The sequence below is a fragment of the Corynebacterium sp. HMSC11D10 genome (genome assembly GCF_001806995.1).
GTDB lineage: Bacteria > Actinomycetota > Actinomycetes > Mycobacteriales > Mycobacteriaceae > Corynebacterium > Corynebacterium coyleae.
The window spans coordinates 20,889-38,540 of the sequence record NZ_KV787052.1 but is presented as its reverse complement, the minus strand read 5'-3'; the positions used below and the strand labels follow the sequence as shown (position 1 = coordinate 38,540).

Genomic DNA, 17,652 nt, shown 5'->3' with positions numbered 1-17,652 from the left:
ACTCTTTTCGTTGCTACACCTGATCGTCTAGCACGACCACAAATACAGCTAGACGGTCTCGAAACCACCCACACAAACCCCCAGGTGATAACGAACACCATGGTCAACAAGGAGCTCATCGTCTGGTTCCACAAACACAGAGCTAGACGATCGGTCCGAGCGTCCTTCTTCGTCTGAAGGGGGATCACTGACGCGGTAGCGCCTACTCGCTGACCGAGAACACCTTCTTCTTCGGTGCCTCCTCCGCACCCGGTCCCGCCACGGCGATCTTGGGAGCGTCGAGGACGTCGGTCATGAAGTCGGCGACCCACTGCAGCAATTCCATATCGCGCAGGTTTGGAGCGTTGAGTGCCCGCTTTGCTCCGCCTTCCTTGGGCATCGGCACCTGCAGCGCCTTTGCCGCAGCCCGGAAGTTCGCCCCCGGGTACAAGCGCTTCAGGCGCACCTGCTTGGAGTCAGGCAACTCGACTGGGTGGAGTTTGATGCGCGTTCCCTGGGTCAGGATCTCGGAAACGCCAACTGCACGTGCCTGGTTGCGCAGTCGGGCTACGGCCATGAGCCGCTCGACCTCAATTGGCAAGGTGCCAAAGCGGTCGATCATGTCGTCGGCTGCGGCGGTTAGGGCGTCGTCGTCACGCGCTTCTGCGAGCTTGCGGTACACCTCGAGGCGCAAGCGCTCGGAGTTGATGTAGGTCTCCGGAATGTGTGCATCCACGGGCAGATCGACGCGGATTTCCTTCGGGCCTTTGTCGGTGGCGTCGATGGGTTTGCCGCTCATGAGGCCCTTGAAGGTTTCCACGGCCTCGCTGACCAAGCGGACGTACATGTCGAAGCCCACGCCGGCGATGTGGCCGGACTGTTCCGCGCCGAGCACGTTGCCAGCGCCGCGCATCTCCAGGTCCTTCTGCGCCACGGCCATGCCGGCGCCCAGGTCGTTGTTTTGGGCGATGGTGGCCAGGCGGTCGTAGGAGGTCTCGGTGAGTGTCTTGTCCTTCGGGTACAGGAAGTACGCGTAGGCACGCTCGCGGGAACGGCCCACACGTCCGCGCAGCTGGTGCAACTGGCTCAGGCCCATGTTCTGGGCGTTTTCCACGATCAGGGTGTTGGCGTTGGCGATGTCCAGGCCGGTCTCCACGATCGTGGTGCACACCATGACGTCGTATTCGCGGTTCCAAAAACCCTGCACGGTCTGCTCGAGCACCTGCTCGCTCATCTGGCCGTGGGCGACCACCACGCGGGCCTCGGGAACGAGTTCGCGCAGTTGGCGGGCGGTCTTTTCGATGTCGGAGACTTTGTTGTGGATGTAGAAGACTTGGCCGTCGCGAAGCAATTCTCGACGAATCGCCGCCGCCACCTGCTTATCTTCCTGCGGACCGACATACGTGAGCACCGGGTGACGATCCTCCGGCGCAGTGGTAATCGATGTCATTTCGCGGATGCCGGTCAGCGACATCTCAAGCGTGCGCGGAATCGGCGTTGCCGTCATGGTGAGCACGTCAACGTGCGACTTCAGCGCCTTGATGTGTTCCTTGTGCTCGACACCGAAGCGCTGCTCCTCGTCCACGATGATCAGACCGAGGTTCTTCCACTGCACGCCAGTCTGCAGCAGTCGGTGGGTACCAATGACGATGTCTACGGAACCATCCGCAAGACCTGCGAGGATCTTCTTCGAATCCGTGGTAGAGGTGAAACGCGACAGCTCGCGAACCTCCACCCCAAAACCATCCATGCGCTGCGTGAAGGTGGAGTAATGCTGCTGGGCGAGCAGCGTCGTCGGCACCAGCACCGCGACCTGTTTGCCGTCCTGCACTGCCTTAAACGCGGCACGCACGGCCACCTCGGTTTTGCCGAAGCCCACATCGCCCACGATCACGCGGTCCATCGGCGTGGGCTTTTCCATGTCTTCCTTGACCGCTTCGATGGCGTTGAGCTGGTCTTCCGTCTCTACGAACGGGAAGGCATCTTCCATCTCGAGCTGCCAGGGGGTATCCGGCGCGAACGCGTGGCCCGGCGCGGCTTGGCGCTTGGCGTAGAGCTCCACCAACTCGCCGGCGATCTCGCGCACGGCGGCGCGCGCCTTGCGCTTGGTGGACTTCCAGTCCGAGCCGCCCATCTTGCTTAGCGACGGCTTCTCGCCACCGGTGTACTTACTCAGCAGGTCCAGCGACTCCATGGGCACCCAGAGTTGGTCGCCGGGCTGTCCGCGCTTGGCGGGCTGGTACTCGAGCACGATGTATTCGCGTCGCGACGCCTCATCGCCGGCCTTGATAGTGCGCTCCGCCATCTTCACAAACTTGCCGATGCCGTGGGTGTCATGCACCACGAAATCACCCGGCTGCAAAGCCAACGGGTCGACGCGGTTGCGGCGGCGCGGGGCGCGTCGCTTAGCGTCGGCGATGTCGCCGACGCGGTTGCCGGTCAGGTCCGTTTCAGTAATAACGACCAAGTTCGGCCCGCCGAAAACGAGGCCTGCGTGCGATAACGCCTGGTAGAGCGTAACTGCGCCATCGACGGGCTCGAGCCCAGGTGTGGCCACTCGTGCGGACACGCCGTGTTCGCGCAGCCGCTCCGCCATGCGGTCGATCGCACCTTTGGCCGGAGCGACATAGGCGGCCTTGCCGTGGTTTTGCGTCACGTGCAGTTTCAGCGTGGCGTAGAGCTGCTCGATCTGCTTCGGATCGCCCTTCGGCGCGGGTGCTGCCTCGAACTCGAGCGGCAGCGTCGACGCGTCATCCGCGGCGAACATGCCAGGAGGCGCAAAGGTCCACCAGGCGTTTCCAGCCTTCGACGCGGAGACCTCCAGGGACTCGAACGAGCGATACGACGAAGCAGAAACGTCCAGGCCTTCCACCGCCACCGGGCCTTCGGCGCCCATCGCGGCGGCCTCCCAGCCGGCCTCGAGGAACTCGCGGTCGGTCGCTTCCAAGTCGACAATGCGAGTGCGAACCTTCTCCGGGTTGGTCACCAACACCACCGAACCGGCCGGCATCAATTCCGGCAGCACCGAATACGTCTTATCGGTCAGTGCCGGGATGATCGCTTCCATGCCGTCCGCCGGCTGCTTTTCGGAAATGCGTGCAAGCAGCGACGACAAGGTGGGGTTCGACGGGAATTTGCGAGCCAGGTCGTCGGCTTTGGCGGCCACGGTGTCGTCGATAAGCAACTGCCTTGCTGGAAACAGTTCGACGGCACCAACCTCTTCGATGGTGCGCTGATCCGCAACCGCAAAGGAGCGGATGTCGGTGACTTCGTCGCCCCAGAACTCGATACGCACAGGGTTCTGGGCAGTAGTCGGGAAAACGTCAATGATGCCGCCGCGGGTAGCAAACTCGCCACGGCCCGCAACCATATCCACGTGGTTGTAGGCGAAATGCACCAACTGCTGCGTCAGGTCCTCAAAGTCGGCTTCCTGGTCCACCGCCACCCGAATCGGCTCAATCGCAGGCAAAACCGGCTGGCACACGGCGCGCGCCGCAGCCACGATCACCCGCGGCATATCCCACAACACCTTCGCACGTCGGCCAACAATGTCCGCAGCTGGCGACAAGCGCTCATGGGGCAACGTCTCGTAGGCGGGGAATTGGGCGACCTTGTCGTCGCCAAGCATTGCCTTGAGCTCCGCCGTGAGGTCTTCCGCCTCGTGCCCCGTCGCCGTCACCAACAGCACCGGAGTCTCACGCGCGATCGCACCAGCAGTCCAGGAACGTGCCTGGTCAATGCCGGTAATATGCAGCGAATCTTCCCCCACATGCGTCACCAAACCCTTCAACTTGGGGTCCGTCAACGCCTGGGTGAGCAGCCCACCAAGCACGGGCGGGGTGTTATCAGTCATGCAATGCTTCCTCTTCGTTCGCGTCGCGATCCACAGCGCGCTCATCTCCAGCGACATCTTCACCAGCAATATGCGGCTTGGCCTCCATCCCCCGCAACCCATTCCAACACAGGTTAGAGATGTGCGCCGCCACAATATGCTTGTCTGGCTCACGCTGGTCCAGCCACCACAGCGCAGAATTAGACACCGTGCCAACCAGCGCCTGACCGTACAACCCGGCCATCGCCTCATCTAATCCACGGTGCTTAAACGCCTCCGCCAGCAGGTGGGAAACCTCAGCGGTCACACGGTTAAGAATCGTCGAATACGTCCGCCCCTCCCCCGGCAACTGACCATGCGCAAGGATGACAAACCCGTCGGTGTCATCCTCCACGTACGTCAGCAACGCCAACACACCACGCTCAATGCGATCGCGCCAGCGCCCCTCCTGGATAGACCCCATAATCGTCTCCTCCAGGCGGACCATCTCCCGACGAATAACTGCCTGGTACAACCCCTCTTTGCCCCCAAAGTGCTCATACACCACCGGCTTGGTCACCCCGGCGCGAGCCGCAATCTCCTCCATGGAGATCCCGTCGTATCCGCGCTCAGCAAAAGCAGCGCGCCCAACGCCTAATAATTGTTCCCTACGCTGGGGTGCAGTCATTCGCCTACGAGCCATATGTTCCACTCTAGATCCCTCTCCGACACACCCCATCTTTGGTTGCCACGGGATGTGGTCTACAATCAGCGATGCTATTCCCCATGGTGTAATCGGCAACACTACGGTTTTTGGTACCGTCATTCTAGGTTCGAGTCCTGGTGGGGAAGCTTTTTCATATGGGGAGGGGAAATGAAACGATTCGCAATGCTTTCTACAGCTCTATGCGTGATGCTCTCGGGGTGCACTACAGAGCAACCGCTTAACGACGACACCACGCCCAACATCGAATCCGGCACACCACCCGAATTCGCGGAGGATAAGCCTCAAGCACAGGCATTCGTGTTCGAAAGCGGCGTGCTAGAAATCGGCGACTTCGACCCGTACACAATCGGCGACGACATCTTCGACCCCTGCACGGAAATCACGCAGGAGGAGTTCACCGCAGCGGGGTTCGAGGAGGTGGAGCCACTTCCGAAGGAATATTCAGACATTTCGGGTGGACTGAAGATGTGCAGTTTGCGCTCTAACAATGGCGCAGATTCTGTAACTATCTCCAACAACAACTCCAGTCGTTCTGTAATCGAAGATGCGTATGGGACAGAGGAAGAACGTCAGTCAATGATTCTTCCAGAGATGTATATTTTCAGCCCCCGTCTCGGAGTAAGTACAGGCTGTTTCGCACAGGTAGACACTGTTCGAGGAGCACTGACGATAATCGCGGCCGGAATCGAGCTGTCGGGTTCGCGTGAATCCAATTGTGAAAAAGCCCAAAAGGCTTTGGAAAATCTCTTTGCAGCTCACTCATCAGGAAACTGATGTCCACTTTATTGGACATCCTCTTCCATAGCGACGGATGATCGGCTAACCTTTAGCAGAATCGGAATATTTGGGGGTATTTATGGGGATCCTTATTGATGTTGACCAAATCGAATCAGCGGTACAACAGCTTCGAGCTATCGGAGACAGCTTGTCGGTTCAATTCCATGCAGGTATGACCAGTCCACTAACTTCATTTTCACAGGTCAGTGGTCTCGCAGATGCGGGGCGTACTCTGAGCCCAATCGGGGATGTAAACGCACCAGAAGCAAACCAAGCGGTCGCAACCTACCTTCTGGGTACGGCGAACATTCTTGAAACAGCGCTGAACAACACGCTGCGGACGGATGATTCGTTGTCCGGTGCGTTGGCGTCGCTCGGTCCGGTGTTTGAGGGACGCGTTAACCAGGTGCAGCCACAACTGATTGAGCTCCTGCAGAAATCGCGTTCGGTCGATCCGAAAACCAACACGTTTGCAAACCCGGCGGCAGTCGCGACTGGTGATTCGTCGCTGCACGCCTTGCACGCCAAGTTGTTGGAGACCGACACTTCTCGTGCGATGTCTGCTTCCGAGTTCTGGAACTCAAATGCAGAACTGATCGCCGATGCGATGGAGGAGCTCAACGAAGTCCAGCACGCGTTGAGTACCTCGGCAGAGACATCCTGGATTCACAACGCGATGCGCACCATCACACAGGTCCAGAACGCAGGTATGGAATACGTGGCTAACTCGCGCTCCCTCGCAGCGCACACCGCAATGCTTGCCGACGCCGCAGACGCCGAAAAACTCATCGCATCCAGCACCGTGATGGCATATGACGCTGCACCGTCGCCGGAAGAAAAGCTTGCGATCGAGCAGGCGTACTTGCTCAACTTTCCGGCACGAATGACATCAAACTTGGTCGCTGCGATCCCGACGTTTAACCGTCTGCTTCCGGAGTTGAAGGAGATGTCTGGCGACTCCTACAGCGTCGATAGCATTCCCTCGCCAGCAGCGCCCGCATTTGAACCAGCAGAGTTGCCGGAACCAATCCAGAATGCGCTGATCAACCGTGGCTACGGGGATATCGCAAACGCGAAAACACCGTCAGAGGTTCTGCAGAACATGGGGCGGCCCTCGCCAAACGTGCTTGATTCCATTCCGGCAGGTGCTACGCCTACGCAGGCTGCGTCGGCAGTGCTGGCACCGCCAAGCACAAATGCGATGGCTCCGACCCCAGGTGCGATCTCTGCTGGCGCGCACCCAGGTGCGCACAGCCCAGCGTTCACCGGTGCTATCACCCCTGCAACCACACGTGGGGCGAACTCGGGCGGGGCATCCGCCGGCACCAATAGCGGCGCGGGTGGATTCGCTCCAATAGCTGGTGGGCCCAGCAACGCTGCAGGCACTGGAAGGCACGCTGCTCGTGGAAACCAGATGGGCGCAGGCACCGGGGTTGGAGTGCCTGGCGGTTCCCGCGGGGGCTCCCCTGCTTCCCAGGCTGTTAGCGGCCGTGGAGCTGGAAATGGCATCGGCACTGGCCGAGGCGCCGGAGCAGGGGCTGGCATGTACGCAGGTGGCGGCATGCACGCCGGTCGTCCGGGTTTCAGCACGGGCGGCGGCGTGAGCGCCGGTGCTGGTGTCGGTCCAAGTACCGGTTTCGGCGCCGGTTCGCAGGGTGCTCACGGTGCTACCCCGCACGGCTCGACGGGGCACGCGCCAACAGGCTCCGGCACAGCTAACGGTGCACACGGCGCACACGGTACCCACGCCACAAACGGTGCGCACTCCGCGAATAATGCGGCAGGCGCACACCGCGGCGGTGGTGTCATTGCCGGGCAACCGATGATGGCCGGGCGCAACCAAAGCGGTCGCGCATCCGACAAGGCCGCCGCCAAGGTCAAGACAGTTACCAGCGCGGTCGAGCGCGACGGCAACCTCAAGGCACTGCTCGGCGACGCCCCACTATTGCTGCCGGAGGTCATCGGCTACAACGTGCGCCGATAGTCACCGCGAGCGGCAACGCTCGAAACAGAAACCCGAAACGAAAACACGCCCCGGTGGGATTCGCGCCGGGGCGTGGGGTCGTCGAGAAGCAATCTAATGCTCGTGGCCGTGCGGGAGTGCAAGGTCCGGTTCTTGGCCAGGCTCAACGATGACAAATTGGCCCATCATGCCCTGGTCTTCGTGGTTGAGCATGTGGCAGTGATACATGTAGGCCAAGGTGGGGTCGGGGTGATACGCGATCTCCACAAGCAGCGTCACCGTGGAAAGCGGTGGCACGTCGATGGTGTCGTGCCAGCCGGCAGTGAACTCCACTTCCCCACCCTCAACACTTTGCACGGCGAAGCGTGCGTTGTGGATGTGGAAATCGTGCAGCATATCCTCGTTTTCGTTGGTCACGCGCCAGATCTCAGGCCCGTCGTGGTCGACGACAAAGTCGACGCGCGACATGTCCATCGTTTGGCCGTTGATCTCAATGCCATTGAGTCGGAACTCGCGCTCCACACTTGCCGACGACGGCACGTCCAACGGCACCAACGTTTCCGACAACGCGGGCGAAGCCGGCGCATCTTCTGGCGGGGCGGCGATCTCCAACAGGTCGAAAGTGTCGCGTGCGCCGAACAGGTCGGCGGTTTCTTTATCTGGCAAGCCGCCGAGGTCCGGGAGTCCGTCGCTACGCAACATCAGGTCCTTGCCCGGCTCCAGGTCCACCACGATTTCCACGCGCTCGCCCGGGGTAAGCAGCACGCCGTCGACCTCCACCGGGGAATCGAGGAACCCCTGGTCAGTGGCGACGATCTTGAACGGCACACCCAGCGTCAGGTGGTGGAAGCGCAACACGGAACCGTTGAGCACGCGGAGACGCACGCGGCGGGTTGTGGCCTCGAAACGCGGTTTGGTGATGCCGTTGACCACCACGGTGTCGCCGACCCACCCGTGGTCCTCGTCGAGCTGGCCGTCCTCGGTGAAGTTGGCGTTGGTCAAGATCACCGGGATGTCATCGACGCCGTAATCGGAGGGCAAGCCGGAAATTGCGGTGGTGTCGTCGTCGACAATCAGACCGCCGGCAAGGCCGCGGTAGGCGTGCACCGCGGATATCTCGTGCGGGTGCGGGTGGTACCAGCAGGTCGCGGCGGGCTGATCGACGGTCCACGACGGCGACCAAGACTCACCCGGGTCAAACATCAGCGCCGGTCCCCCGTCCGCAGCGGCCGGCAGGTGCAGGCCGTGCCAGTGCACAACGGTCGGCTCCGGCACGTTGTTGTGCACCGTCATCTCGATGCGCTCGCCGCGTCGCATGTACAACGTCGGGCCCAAGAACGGCCCGTTGAATCCCCAAGTCTTGGTCATGACACCAGGGATGATTTCGGATTCGCCCTCCTGGGCGGTCAGTTCGAAGCGGCGCACGTTGCCGTCGAGTGTGCCTTCGTACAGCGGCGGGATAGGCAGCGGGCGTGCTTCGGCGTCGGCACCACGCGGGGTGGGCTGGTTTGATGTCGAGCACCCAGCCAATGCAGCACCCGTGGCTGCGGCTGCAACGGCGAAAACGGTCCCTTTAAAAAATGTGCGTCGAGAAAAAGCCATTACGTCCTCCAAAAACTCGCCGAAAACCATGAATGATCCTACTATCCCGATATATGCGTAACGAGGAAGCGAATGCCCGCCGGTTCATCTGGTCGAACGGCTTACAAAACATTGGCGATCAGGTAGTCGCCCCGAAAACGGTGCTGCCGTGGCTGTTCAATGCTGCTGGGGTGCCGGCGGCGTTCACGTCGTTTCTCGTGCCAATTCGCGAGTCCGGCTCGATGCTGCCGCAGGCGTTTTTGAGCCCGTGGGTGACGTCGCAAAGCTCGCGCAAACGAGTCTGGTTGATCGGCTCGTGGGGCCAAGCGCTGGCCTCTGCCGGCATTGCGCTTAGCGCGCTGTTGCTCGAGGGAAGTGCGCTCGGCATCGCAGTCATTGTCCTGCTTGCGGTGCACGCGGTGTTTCGCTCCATCTGCTCCATCGCAGGCAAAGATGTCCAGGGCCGCACGATTTCCAAAGGCCACCGCGGCGACATCACCGGTCGCGCCACCGCGCTCGCCGGCGGTTTCACTCTCGCGATCGGTCTCGCACTGTCGTTTATCCCCAACGAACTTCCGCAGTGGTCACTCGCCGCGCTGCTCGCCGGCGGTGCGTCGATGTGGGCGCTCGCTTCGCTCGTGTTCATGCGTATCGACGAGCCCACTCCCGACACCGACACCTCCAACGGCCAAGGCTTCCACGACATGTGGAAGCTGGTCACCTCCGACCGCGACCTGCAACGATTCCTCATCGTGCGCTCGCTCATGCTGGTCACCGCGCTTTCCACCCCGTTTATCGTCGTGTTGGGCAGCCGCGAAGGCGCCGACCTCACAGGCCTCGGTGCGTTCATCGTCGCCTCCGGCGGCGCGTCACTGCTTGGCGGGCGGGTTTCGGGCCGGTTGTCGGACAGGTCGTCGAAACGCACGATGGCGTGGGCTGCAGGTTTCGCGTCCACTGTGCTCATCCTGCTCGTTGCCAGCGCACAGCTTGTCGACGACACCATCAACGCCTGGGTCATGCCCCTAGGCTTCTTCCTGGTCAACCTCGCCCACACCGCAGTGCGGGTCAGCCGCAAGACCTACCTGGTAGACATGGCCGACGGCGATAGGCGCACCATGATCACGGGTGCCGCCAACACCGTCATGGGCATCGTCCTGCTCGTTGTCGGCGCAATCTCCTCGGCGGTTGTGCTGCTCGGCCCGCAGGCAGCGCTGATCTTCCTGGCTGTTGTTGGTTACGCCGGTGTGTTTGGTGCCGCGAACCTGAAGGAAGTCTCGGCAAACAAGTAGGCCAGAGCCCATAGGCGTTATGCTTGGGGCCGATCTCAAAACGTCCACCCCCAAGGAGTAATCGAGTGCCTAACCACTCCGATCGCGCCGTTGTCGTGCTCGCGGCCGGCGCGGGAACCCGCATGAAGTCCGACCGCCAAAAGACGCTGCACGAAATCGGCGGGCGCAGCCTGCTCTCCCATTCGCTGCACGCCGCAGCCGGTGTGGAACCGACCTACCTCGTTGCTGTGGTCGGCCACCAGCGCGACCAGGTCGCCCCAGCCGTGGAGCACATCGCCGAGCAGATGCACGTGGAGATCCGCCAGGCGATCCAGGAGGAGCAAAACGGCACCGGCCACGCAGTGCAGGTCGGCCTGTCGGCAATTCCGGATTTCGACGGCACCGTCGTGGTCACCAACGGTGACGTGCCGTTGCTGACGCCGGAGACGTTGCAGGCGCTCGTCGAAAAGCATGAGTCCGAGCATGCCGCCGTGACCGTGCTCTCCCTCGAATTCGACAACCCCACTGGCTACGGCCGCATCATCCGCGGCGAAGCTGGCGACGTGCTCGAAATCGTCGAAGAAAAAGACGCCACCGACGAACAACGCAAGGTCCACGAAGTCAACTCCGGTGTCTTCGCCTTCGACGCCACCGTGCTTCGCGACGCCCTCGCGCGCGTCACCCCCGACAACGCCCAAGGCGAGTTCTACATCACCGACGTCCTCGGCATCGCCCGCAACGACGGCCGCAAAGTTTCCGCCTTCATCGCACCTGATGCCCGCGAACTCGCCGGTGTCAACGACCGCGTCCAACTCGCCGAAGCCGGCAAGGAACTCAACCGCCGCCTCGTCGAGCGCGCCATGCGCAACGGCGCAACCGTCATCGACCCGGCCACCACCTGGATCGGCGTCGAGGTAGAAATCGGCCGCGACGTCATCATCCACCCCAACACCCAACTGTGGGGCTCCACCGTCATCGGCGACGGCGCCGAAATCGGCCCCGACACCACCCTGACCGACATGGAAGTCGGCGCCCGCGCCACCGTCGTACGCACCCAAGGCGAACTCGGCGTCATCGGTGAAGAAGCCACCGTCGGCCCCTTCACCTACATCCGCCCCGGCACCGAACTCGGCGCCCGCGGCAAACTCGGCGGCTTCGTCGAATCCAAAAACGCCAAGATCGGCGAAGGCTCCAAGGTGCCCCACCTGACCTACATCGGCGACGCCACCGTAGGCAAGCACTCCAACATCGGCGCCTCCAGCGTTTTCGCTAACTACGACGGTGTGAACAAGCACCACACCACCATCGGCGACTACTGCCGTACCGGCTCAGACACCATGTTTGTCGCGCCGGTCAATATCGGTGATGGCGCGTATACCGGCGCGGGTACAGTAGTCACGGAAGATGTTCCAGCCGGCGCGCTCGCCATCAAGGAGGGCCACCAGCGCAACATCGAGGGCTGGGTAGAAAAGCGCCGCCCCGGATCCGACGCGGCAGAAGCTGCAAAGAAAGCACGCGAGAAGTAAAGGTTCGAACATGACTGGTTACTCCACAGAAAGCCACAAAAACCTCAAGGTCTTCACCGGGCGTGCGCACCCGGAACTGGCAGAGGCCGTAGCAGACGAACTCGGCATCGAGCTCGTGCCTACCACCGCCCGTGACTTCGCCAACGGCGAAATCTTCATCCGCTTCGAAGAGTCCGTCCGTGGCTCCGACTGCTTTGTCATGCAGTCCCACGCACAACCGCTGAACAAGTGGCTCATGGAGCAGTTGATCATGATCGACGCGCTCAAGCGTGGCTCCGCGAAGCGCATCACCGCGATCCTGCCGTTCTACCCGTACGCACGCCAGGACAAGAAGCACCGCGGCCGCGAGCCGATCTCCGCCCGCCTCATCGCAGACCTGCTCTCCGCAGCGGGCGCGGACCGCATCGTATCCGTGGACCTGCACACCGACCAGATCCAGGGCTTCTTCGACGGCCCGGTCGACCACATGCACGCCCAGCCGATCCTGGTGGACTACATCAAGTCCAAGTACTCGCTGGACAACCTCGTGGTGGTCTCCCCGGATGCCGGCCGAGTGAAGTCCGCTGAGAAGTGGGCCAACATGCTTGGCGACGCCCCCATGGCCTTCGTCCACAAAACCCGCGACATCGACGCCGCAAACAAGGTTGTCTCCAACCGTGTCGTCGGCGACGTCGAGGGCAAGGACTGCATCCTCATGGACGACATGATCGACACCGGCGGCACCATCGCTGGCGCCGTCGGCGTGCTCAAGGAAGCCGGCGCGAAGTCCGTCGTCATCGCCTGCACCCACGGTGTCTTCTCTGATCCGGCACGCGAGCGCCTCAGCGACTGCGGCGCAGAGGAAGTCATCACCACCGACACCCTGCCGCAAAACACCGAAGGTTGGAAGAACCTCACCGTGCTGTCGATCGCACCACTGCTGGCAAAGACCATCCGCGAAATCTTCGAAAACGGTTCCGTGACCACCCTCTTCGAGGGCCAGGCCTAAACCACTCTTGACCGCGACAGCCGGGGCAGCTTCACCGCTGCCCCGGCTTCACGCTTAGGGAAAGGACACAATCTCCATGTACAACCGCTACGCCGAATCCGTAGAAATCACCCCAGAGCTTGAGCACGCCAAAGCCATGTACGACGGCGACGCCACCCTCGAGTATCTGGGCGCCATCATCACACGGTTAGAGCCAGGCGTGGCGGAAGGTGAGTTTGTCGTCGATACGCGGCATGCAAACGGATTCGGCGTCTGCCAGGGCGGCGTACTGTTCACCTTCGCTGACGCCCTCTTCGGTGGCGCCTGCAACTCGCGCCGCACCGAACCCACCGTCAGCGCACAATCCGAAATGGTCTACCTCGCACCCGCAAAAATGGGCCGCACCATCCGCGGCGTCGCTCACGAACGCCACCAATGGGGCCGCAACGGACTGTCCGACGTCACCCTTTACGACGGCGACACCGTCATCGCAGAATTCCGCGGACTCTCCCGCACCACCTCACGTCCCCCGACAGGAAACTAAACCATGAGCCTCCAAGAACAAGGACTCAAACGCAGCGTCAAAAGCCGCCAACTGATGATGATCGCCTTCGGATCATCCATCGGCACCGGACTTTTCCTCGGCTCCGCCAGCTCCATCCAATACGCCGGCCCCGCCGTCTTGATCTCCTTCGCCATCGTCGGCGTCATCGTTTACTTCCTCATGCGCATGCTCGGCGAAATGGCCGTCGAACACCCCGTCTCCGGATCCTTTGCCGCATACTCTCGCGAATTCATCGGCCGCGGAGCCGGATTTATCACCGGCTGGAACTGGTGGTTCACCACCGTCGTCGTCGGCATGCTGGAACTGACCGCCATGGGTACCTTCCTGGACTACTGGTTCCCCCACATCCCCCACTGGGTCACCGCGCTAGTCTCGCTGCTGCTCGTCGTCGTCCTCAACGTGCTCAACGTGCGCGTGTTCGCCACCACCGAATACTGGCTTTCCCTGATCAAAGTGGCAGCACTCGTCCTCATGATCGTGCTCGGCCTCGCGCTTGTCTTCGGCGTCGGATCCGAACCCGCCATCGGCCTGCAACACATCACCGACCACGGCGGATTCATGCCAAACGGCATCTCCGGTGTCCTGTTCGCACTCGTCGCAGTGACCTTCACCTTCGGCGGCATCATGTCCATCGGCACTGCCGCCGGCGAAGCTGACGACCCAGACAAGGCAATTCCCCGCGCGGTCAACTCCGTAGTGTGGCGCATCCTCGTGTTCTACCTCGGCGGCATCGGCACCATCCTGCTGCTCGCACCGTGGAATGAGCAGGACACCAACGAAAGCCCGTTCATCCGCGTACTCACCGGCGTCGGGTTCTCCGGCGCAGCGACCGCCTTGAACGTCGTCATCGTCGTCGCCGTGTTCTCCGTGCTCAACACCATGACCTACTCCGGCGCCCGCATGCTCCGCGACCTCGCCCGCAACGGCCAAGCCCCCAAAGCCCTCGCCGAAACCAACCGCAAAGGTCTGCCCACCAAAGCATTGCTTTTCGACGCCACCCTCATGGGCGTCGTCGTCATCCTCAACTACTTCTTCGAAGGCAAAATCTTCGCCATCCTGCTCGCCATCATCGTCGGCACCGAATTGATCACCTGGGCCGGCATCTGCCTATCCCACCTGAACTTCCGCAAACACGCCGGCAACACAAAATTCCCCGCCCCGTTCTACCCAGTTGCGAACTGGATCTGCATCGCATTTTTCGCCCTCGTACTCGTACTAATGGGTATTCTTCCCGATTACCGCATGGGTCTAGCCACACTCTTCGGCTGGATCCTCGCCCTCGGCCTCATCTGGCTGACAACGCAACGCAGGAGCAACGCATGATCCGCAACATGATCCGCCCAGACCTCGACACCATCCCCGACTACGTTCCAGGCGCCCGCAACGACCAGGCCATCAAACTCTCCTCCAACGAATGCGCCGAAGGCCCACTGCCCTCCGTACTCGAGGCGATGCGCGACACCCTCGGCTCCATGAACCGCTACCCCGACATGGGCGCCACCGACATCCGCACCGCCCTTGCCGAACACCTCGGCGTGACCATCGACCAGGTCGCCGTCGGCACCGGCTCCTCCGCCCTGTGCCAACAACTCGCGACGATCACCGCACAGCCCGGCGACGAAATCATCTTCCCCTGGCGCAGTTTCGAGGCCTACCCCATCTTCGCCCGCATCGTCGGCGCAACCCCCGTCGCCATCCCACTCGACGCCGAGCACCGCCTCGACCTGCCCGCCATGGCCGCAGCGATTACCGAACGCACGAAACTCATCTTCGTGTGCAACCCCAACAACCCAACCGGCACCACCATCACCAACGCCGAGTTCGAAACCTTCATGGCCGCCGTCCCATCCGACATCCTCGTCGCACTCGACGAGGCCTACTTCGAATACAACCGCGCCACCGACACCCCCATCGCCACCGACGTCATCACCCGCTACCCCAACGTCGTCGGCCTGCGCACCTTCTCCAAAGCCTACGGCCTTGCAGGCGCCCGCATCGGCTACGCCTTCGGCCCCGCCGACATCATCAGCGCCCTCAACAAAGTCGCCGTCCCCTTCTCCGTCAACGCCGTCGCCCAAACCGCAGCCCTCGCCTCCCTCAAGGCCACCTCCGAGCTGCAAACGCGTATCGACGACACCATCACCCAACGCCAACACCTCACCACCGCACTCAACCTCCCCGAATCCCAAGCCAACTTCATCTGGCTGCCGGATTTCCCGCGTGAAAAAGCTGACCGGCTAGCGGCAGAGGGCGTGCTGGTGCGTTCTTTCCCGGAAGGTATCCGCGTCACCGTCACCAACTCAGCCGAAACCGACGCCTTCCTGAAAGCATGGGACCGTGCGTAGTGAGCGCCGCCGCGTGATCGCGGCGACCACCATCGGCACAGCCATCGAGTGGTACGACTACTTCCTCTACGCCGCCGTCGCCGGTTTGGTGTTTAACCAGACCATGTTCGGTCCCCTCGGACCTGCTGCGGCGACGATCGTGAGCTTCCTCACCGTCGGCTTGTCCTTCCTGTTCCGCCCGCTCGGTGCGGTGCTTGCTGGCCACTACGCCGACCGATTCGGGCGCCGCGGCGTGCTCATGATCACCCTGTTCACGATGGGCACCGCCACCACGCTTATCGGCCTGTTGCCCACCTACGACACCATCGGTTGGCTTGCCCCCGCCGCACTGATTCTCCTGCGCATCCTGCAGGGCACATCGGCCGGCGGCGAATGGGGCTCCGCAGTCCTCCTCGCCGTCGAACACGCCCCTGTGAACAAACGCGGCCTTTACGGCGCCGGCCCCCAGGTCGGTGTTCCCGCTGGCCTGCTCATGTCCTCCGGCATGCTCGCCCTGATGACCGCCGTCGCCCCCGGTGACGCCTTCGTCGAATGGGGCTGGCGCATTCCCTTCCTGCTGTCCATCGCGCTGACGTTCCTCGGCTGGTGGATCCGCACCGGCGTCGAAGAATCGCCCGTCGTCGAGGAGATGCGCGAGACCGGCACCCGCAGCCCCATCAGCGGCCTGTTCAAATCTCACGCGGGAGTTGTCCTCGCAGCCGCCCTGATCTTCGCCGCAAACGGAACGGTCGGCTACATGACAACCGGCGGTTACATCCAAAATTACGTCACTGACCCTGCCGGTATCGGGCTTTCACGCGGGGACATTCTCTGGGCTGTCACTGCATCGGCTGCGGTGTGGTTGTTCACTACAGCGTTCGCCGGGTGGGTCTCGGACTACATCGGGCGTAAGCGCACGCTTGCGATCGGGTTTGTGGTTCAGGCGGCGGGTGTTGCGGTGTTGTTCCCGCTCGTCGATACGGGTTCGATTGCAAAGATCACCGCGGCGTTGATTTTCCTCACCGTTGGCCTGGGCCTGACGTACGGCGAGATTGGCGCTTTCTACGCGGAGCTTTTCCCGGCTTCGGTCCGGGCGTCCGGGGCGTCGATTTCGTACGCGTTGGGTGCAATTCTTGGTGGTGCGTTTGCTCCAACGATTGCGGCTGCGTTGCGTGAGGCTACTGGTGGTACGGTGGCGATTACGGTGTATTTGATGGCGGCGACGTTGACGGGGTTCGTCGTTACGCTGCTTGTGCGTGATCGCACCGGCATCCCGCTTGGCCATGATCATGAGGACATCCAGGCGGCGGGGCATTTTGTGTGGGAAAAGTCGGCTGGTAGCCTGTAGCAGTCTCGGCGAGGGCTTTCGGGCCGTTATCGACGCGATGAAGATCCACTATGCGATCACTCGACGAGCACAATCCGTTAAGTGGTCGCAGGCAAAGCCTGTGGCCCTTCCAACCGAAGGAGTACAACATGGCTATTACCCCAACCGTTATCAAGGGTGAGCGTCGCGAGGAGTTTGGCAAGGGCTCCGCACGTCGTCTGCGTCGCGATGGCAAGATCCCGGGTGTCCTGTACGAAAAGGGCATCGAGAACATCCACTTTGCGGTTGACCGCATTGAGATGACCGCGATCGTGCGTAACGACGGCACCAACGCCATCGTCGAGCTTGAGCTCGACGGTGAGAAGCTGCTCGCCATGGTCAAGCACGTCGACCAGAACGTTCTGACTCTCGAGATCGACCACATTGACCTGTTCGGCATTAAGCGTGGCGAGAAGGTTACCGTCGAGGTTCCGGTTGTCACCGAGGGCGAGGCTGCTCCGGGCGCTGTTGTGTTCCAGGAAGCCGACGTTGTCGAGATCGAGATCGACGCTCTGTCTATCCCGGACGAGATCACCGTTTCCATCGAGGGCAAGGAGATCGGCGACCAGATCACCGCTGGCGATCTCGAGCTGCCGGCGGGTGCGGAGCTGATCACCGATCCGGAGAACTTGCTTGTCAACATCACCTTCGAGCAGGTTGATGAGGATCTCGAGGCTGAGGCTGAGGCTGCTGAGGAGGGCGGCGCTGAGGCTGGCGCTGAGTCTTCTGAGGCTGGCGAGGAAGCTTCCGAGTAATTTCGGCACGACGATTGGCCCGCTTTTTTGGCGGGCTTTTTCG

13 protein-coding genes are annotated in these 17,652 nt (G+C 61.9%); 10 read left to right on the top strand and 3 right to left on the bottom strand.

The annotated features are described in order from the left end of the window. Positions 1-202: 202 nt before the first annotated feature. Together mfd and HMPREF3120_RS05090 are read right to left on the bottom strand one after the other, a co-directional pair. Positions 203-3,832: a transcription-repair coupling factor gene (gene mfd / locus HMPREF3120_RS05095; protein WP_070451142.1), complete on the bottom strand. Its 3,630-nt coding sequence runs from the start codon at positions 3,830-3,832 to the stop codon at positions 203-205. Next, positions 3,825-4,493 carry a TetR/AcrR family transcriptional regulator gene (locus HMPREF3120_RS05090; protein ID WP_070451141.1) on the bottom strand — a complete coding sequence of 223 codons (669 nt, stop codon included), beginning with the start codon at positions 4,491-4,493 and terminating at the stop codon, positions 3,825-3,827. Before HMPREF3120_RS05090 ends, mfd begins: the two co-directional genes overlap by 8 nt. A gap of 171 nt (positions 4,494-4,664) precedes the next feature. Here HMPREF3120_RS05090 and HMPREF3120_RS05085 point away from each other — a divergent pair, with 171 nt between their 5' ends. Both HMPREF3120_RS05085 and HMPREF3120_RS05080 read left to right on the top strand, forming a co-directional pair. After that, complete coding sequence (locus HMPREF3120_RS05085; protein WP_168156408.1) at positions 4,665-5,291, top strand: DUF3558 family protein; 627 nt, start codon at positions 4,665-4,667, stop codon at positions 5,289-5,291. A gap of 175 nt (positions 5,292-5,466) precedes the next feature. Continuing rightward, positions 5,467-7,278: a hypothetical protein gene (locus tag HMPREF3120_RS05080; protein WP_141739375.1), complete on the top strand. Its 1,812-nt coding sequence runs from the start codon at positions 5,467-5,469 to the stop codon at positions 7,276-7,278. Positions 7,279-7,371: 93 nt separating this feature from the next. Here HMPREF3120_RS05080 and HMPREF3120_RS05075 read toward each other — a convergent pair whose 3' ends face one another. Next, positions 7,372-8,859: a multicopper oxidase family protein gene (locus HMPREF3120_RS05075; protein ID WP_070451252.1), complete on the bottom strand. Its 1,488-nt coding sequence runs from the start codon at positions 8,857-8,859 to the stop codon at positions 7,372-7,374. Positions 8,860-8,912: 53 nt separating this feature from the next. On the opposite strand from HMPREF3120_RS05075, the gene HMPREF3120_RS05070 reads away from it, so the two are divergent. The 8 genes from HMPREF3120_RS05070 to HMPREF3120_RS05035 all read left to right on the top strand — a co-directional run bounded on the left by HMPREF3120_RS05070 (position 8,913) and on the right by HMPREF3120_RS05035 (position 17,609). Continuing rightward, entirely contained in the window at positions 8,913-10,127 is a 1,215-nt protein-coding gene (locus HMPREF3120_RS05070; RefSeq protein WP_070422626.1) for an MFS transporter, read from the top strand. A 65-nt stretch (positions 10,128-10,192) separates the two neighbouring features. Beyond that, the gene (glmU, locus tag HMPREF3120_RS05065) at positions 10,193-11,632 is read left to right on the top strand and encodes a bifunctional UDP-N-acetylglucosamine diphosphorylase/glucosamine-1-phosphate N-acetyltransferase GlmU (RefSeq protein ID WP_083279453.1); all 1,440 of its coding nucleotides are present in this window, start codon (positions 10,193-10,195) and stop codon (positions 11,630-11,632) included. Positions 11,633-11,642: 10 nt separating this feature from the next. After that, complete coding sequence (locus HMPREF3120_RS05060) at positions 11,643-12,620, top strand: ribose-phosphate diphosphokinase (RefSeq protein WP_070422625.1); 978 nt, start codon at positions 11,643-11,645, stop codon at positions 12,618-12,620. Between the two features lie 76 nt (positions 12,621-12,696). Further along, the gene (locus HMPREF3120_RS05055; RefSeq protein ID WP_070451138.1) at positions 12,697-13,143 is read left to right on the top strand and encodes a hotdog fold thioesterase; all 447 of its coding nucleotides are present in this window, start codon (positions 12,697-12,699) and stop codon (positions 13,141-13,143) included. A 3-nt stretch (positions 13,144-13,146) separates the two neighbouring features. Continuing rightward, a complete protein-coding gene (locus HMPREF3120_RS05050; protein ID WP_070451137.1) occupies positions 13,147-14,487 on the top strand; it encodes an amino acid permease in 1,341 nt (446 codons plus the stop codon). 8 nt (positions 14,488-14,495) lie between these two features. Continuing rightward, a complete protein-coding gene (gene hisC, locus HMPREF3120_RS05045; protein ID WP_070451250.1) occupies positions 14,496-15,509 on the top strand; it encodes a histidinol-phosphate transaminase in 1,014 nt (337 codons plus the stop codon). After that, positions 15,502-16,836 carry an MFS transporter gene (locus HMPREF3120_RS05040; RefSeq protein ID WP_070451136.1) on the top strand — a complete coding sequence of 445 codons (1,335 nt, stop codon included), beginning with the start codon at positions 15,502-15,504 and terminating at the stop codon, positions 16,834-16,836. Before hisC ends, HMPREF3120_RS05040 begins: the two co-directional genes overlap by 8 nt. 128 nt (positions 16,837-16,964) lie before the next feature. Continuing rightward, positions 16,965-17,609, top strand: a complete 645-nt coding sequence (locus tag HMPREF3120_RS05035; protein ID WP_070422621.1) for a 50S ribosomal protein L25/general stress protein Ctc — start codon at positions 16,965-16,967, stop codon at positions 17,607-17,609. Positions 17,610-17,652: the final 43 nt, after the last annotated feature.

What these genes read in the sequence shown, in the direction of transcription:
- mfd (WP_070451142.1), bottom strand. Translation starts at nt 3,832, where the DNA reads ATGACTGATAACACCCCGCCCGTGCTTGGTGGGCTGCTCACCCAGGCG.
- HMPREF3120_RS05090 (WP_070451141.1), bottom strand. Translation starts at nt 4,493, where the DNA reads ATGGCTCGTAGGCGAATGACTGCACCCCAGCGTAGGGAACAATTATTA.
- HMPREF3120_RS05085 (WP_168156408.1), top strand. Translation starts at nt 4,665, where the DNA reads ATGAAACGATTCGCAATGCTTTCTACAGCTCTATGCGTGATGCTCTCG.
- HMPREF3120_RS05080 (WP_141739375.1), top strand. Translation starts at nt 5,467, where the DNA reads ATGACCAGTCCACTAACTTCATTTTCACAGGTCAGTGGTCTCGCAGAT.
- HMPREF3120_RS05075 (WP_070451252.1), bottom strand. Translation starts at nt 8,859, where the DNA reads ATGGCTTTTTCTCGACGCACATTTTTTAAAGGGACCGTTTTCGCCGTT.
- HMPREF3120_RS05070 (WP_070422626.1), top strand. Translation starts at nt 8,913, where the DNA reads ATGCGTAACGAGGAAGCGAATGCCCGCCGGTTCATCTGGTCGAACGGC.
- HMPREF3120_RS05060 (WP_070422625.1), top strand. Translation starts at nt 11,643, where the DNA reads ATGACTGGTTACTCCACAGAAAGCCACAAAAACCTCAAGGTCTTCACC.
- HMPREF3120_RS05055 (WP_070451138.1), top strand. Translation starts at nt 12,697, where the DNA reads ATGTACAACCGCTACGCCGAATCCGTAGAAATCACCCCAGAGCTTGAG.
- HMPREF3120_RS05050 (WP_070451137.1), top strand. Translation starts at nt 13,147, where the DNA reads ATGAGCCTCCAAGAACAAGGACTCAAACGCAGCGTCAAAAGCCGCCAA.
- hisC (WP_070451250.1), top strand. Translation starts at nt 14,496, where the DNA reads ATGATCCGCCCAGACCTCGACACCATCCCCGACTACGTTCCAGGCGCC.
- HMPREF3120_RS05035 (WP_070422621.1), top strand. Translation starts at nt 16,965, where the DNA reads ATGGCTATTACCCCAACCGTTATCAAGGGTGAGCGTCGCGAGGAGTTT.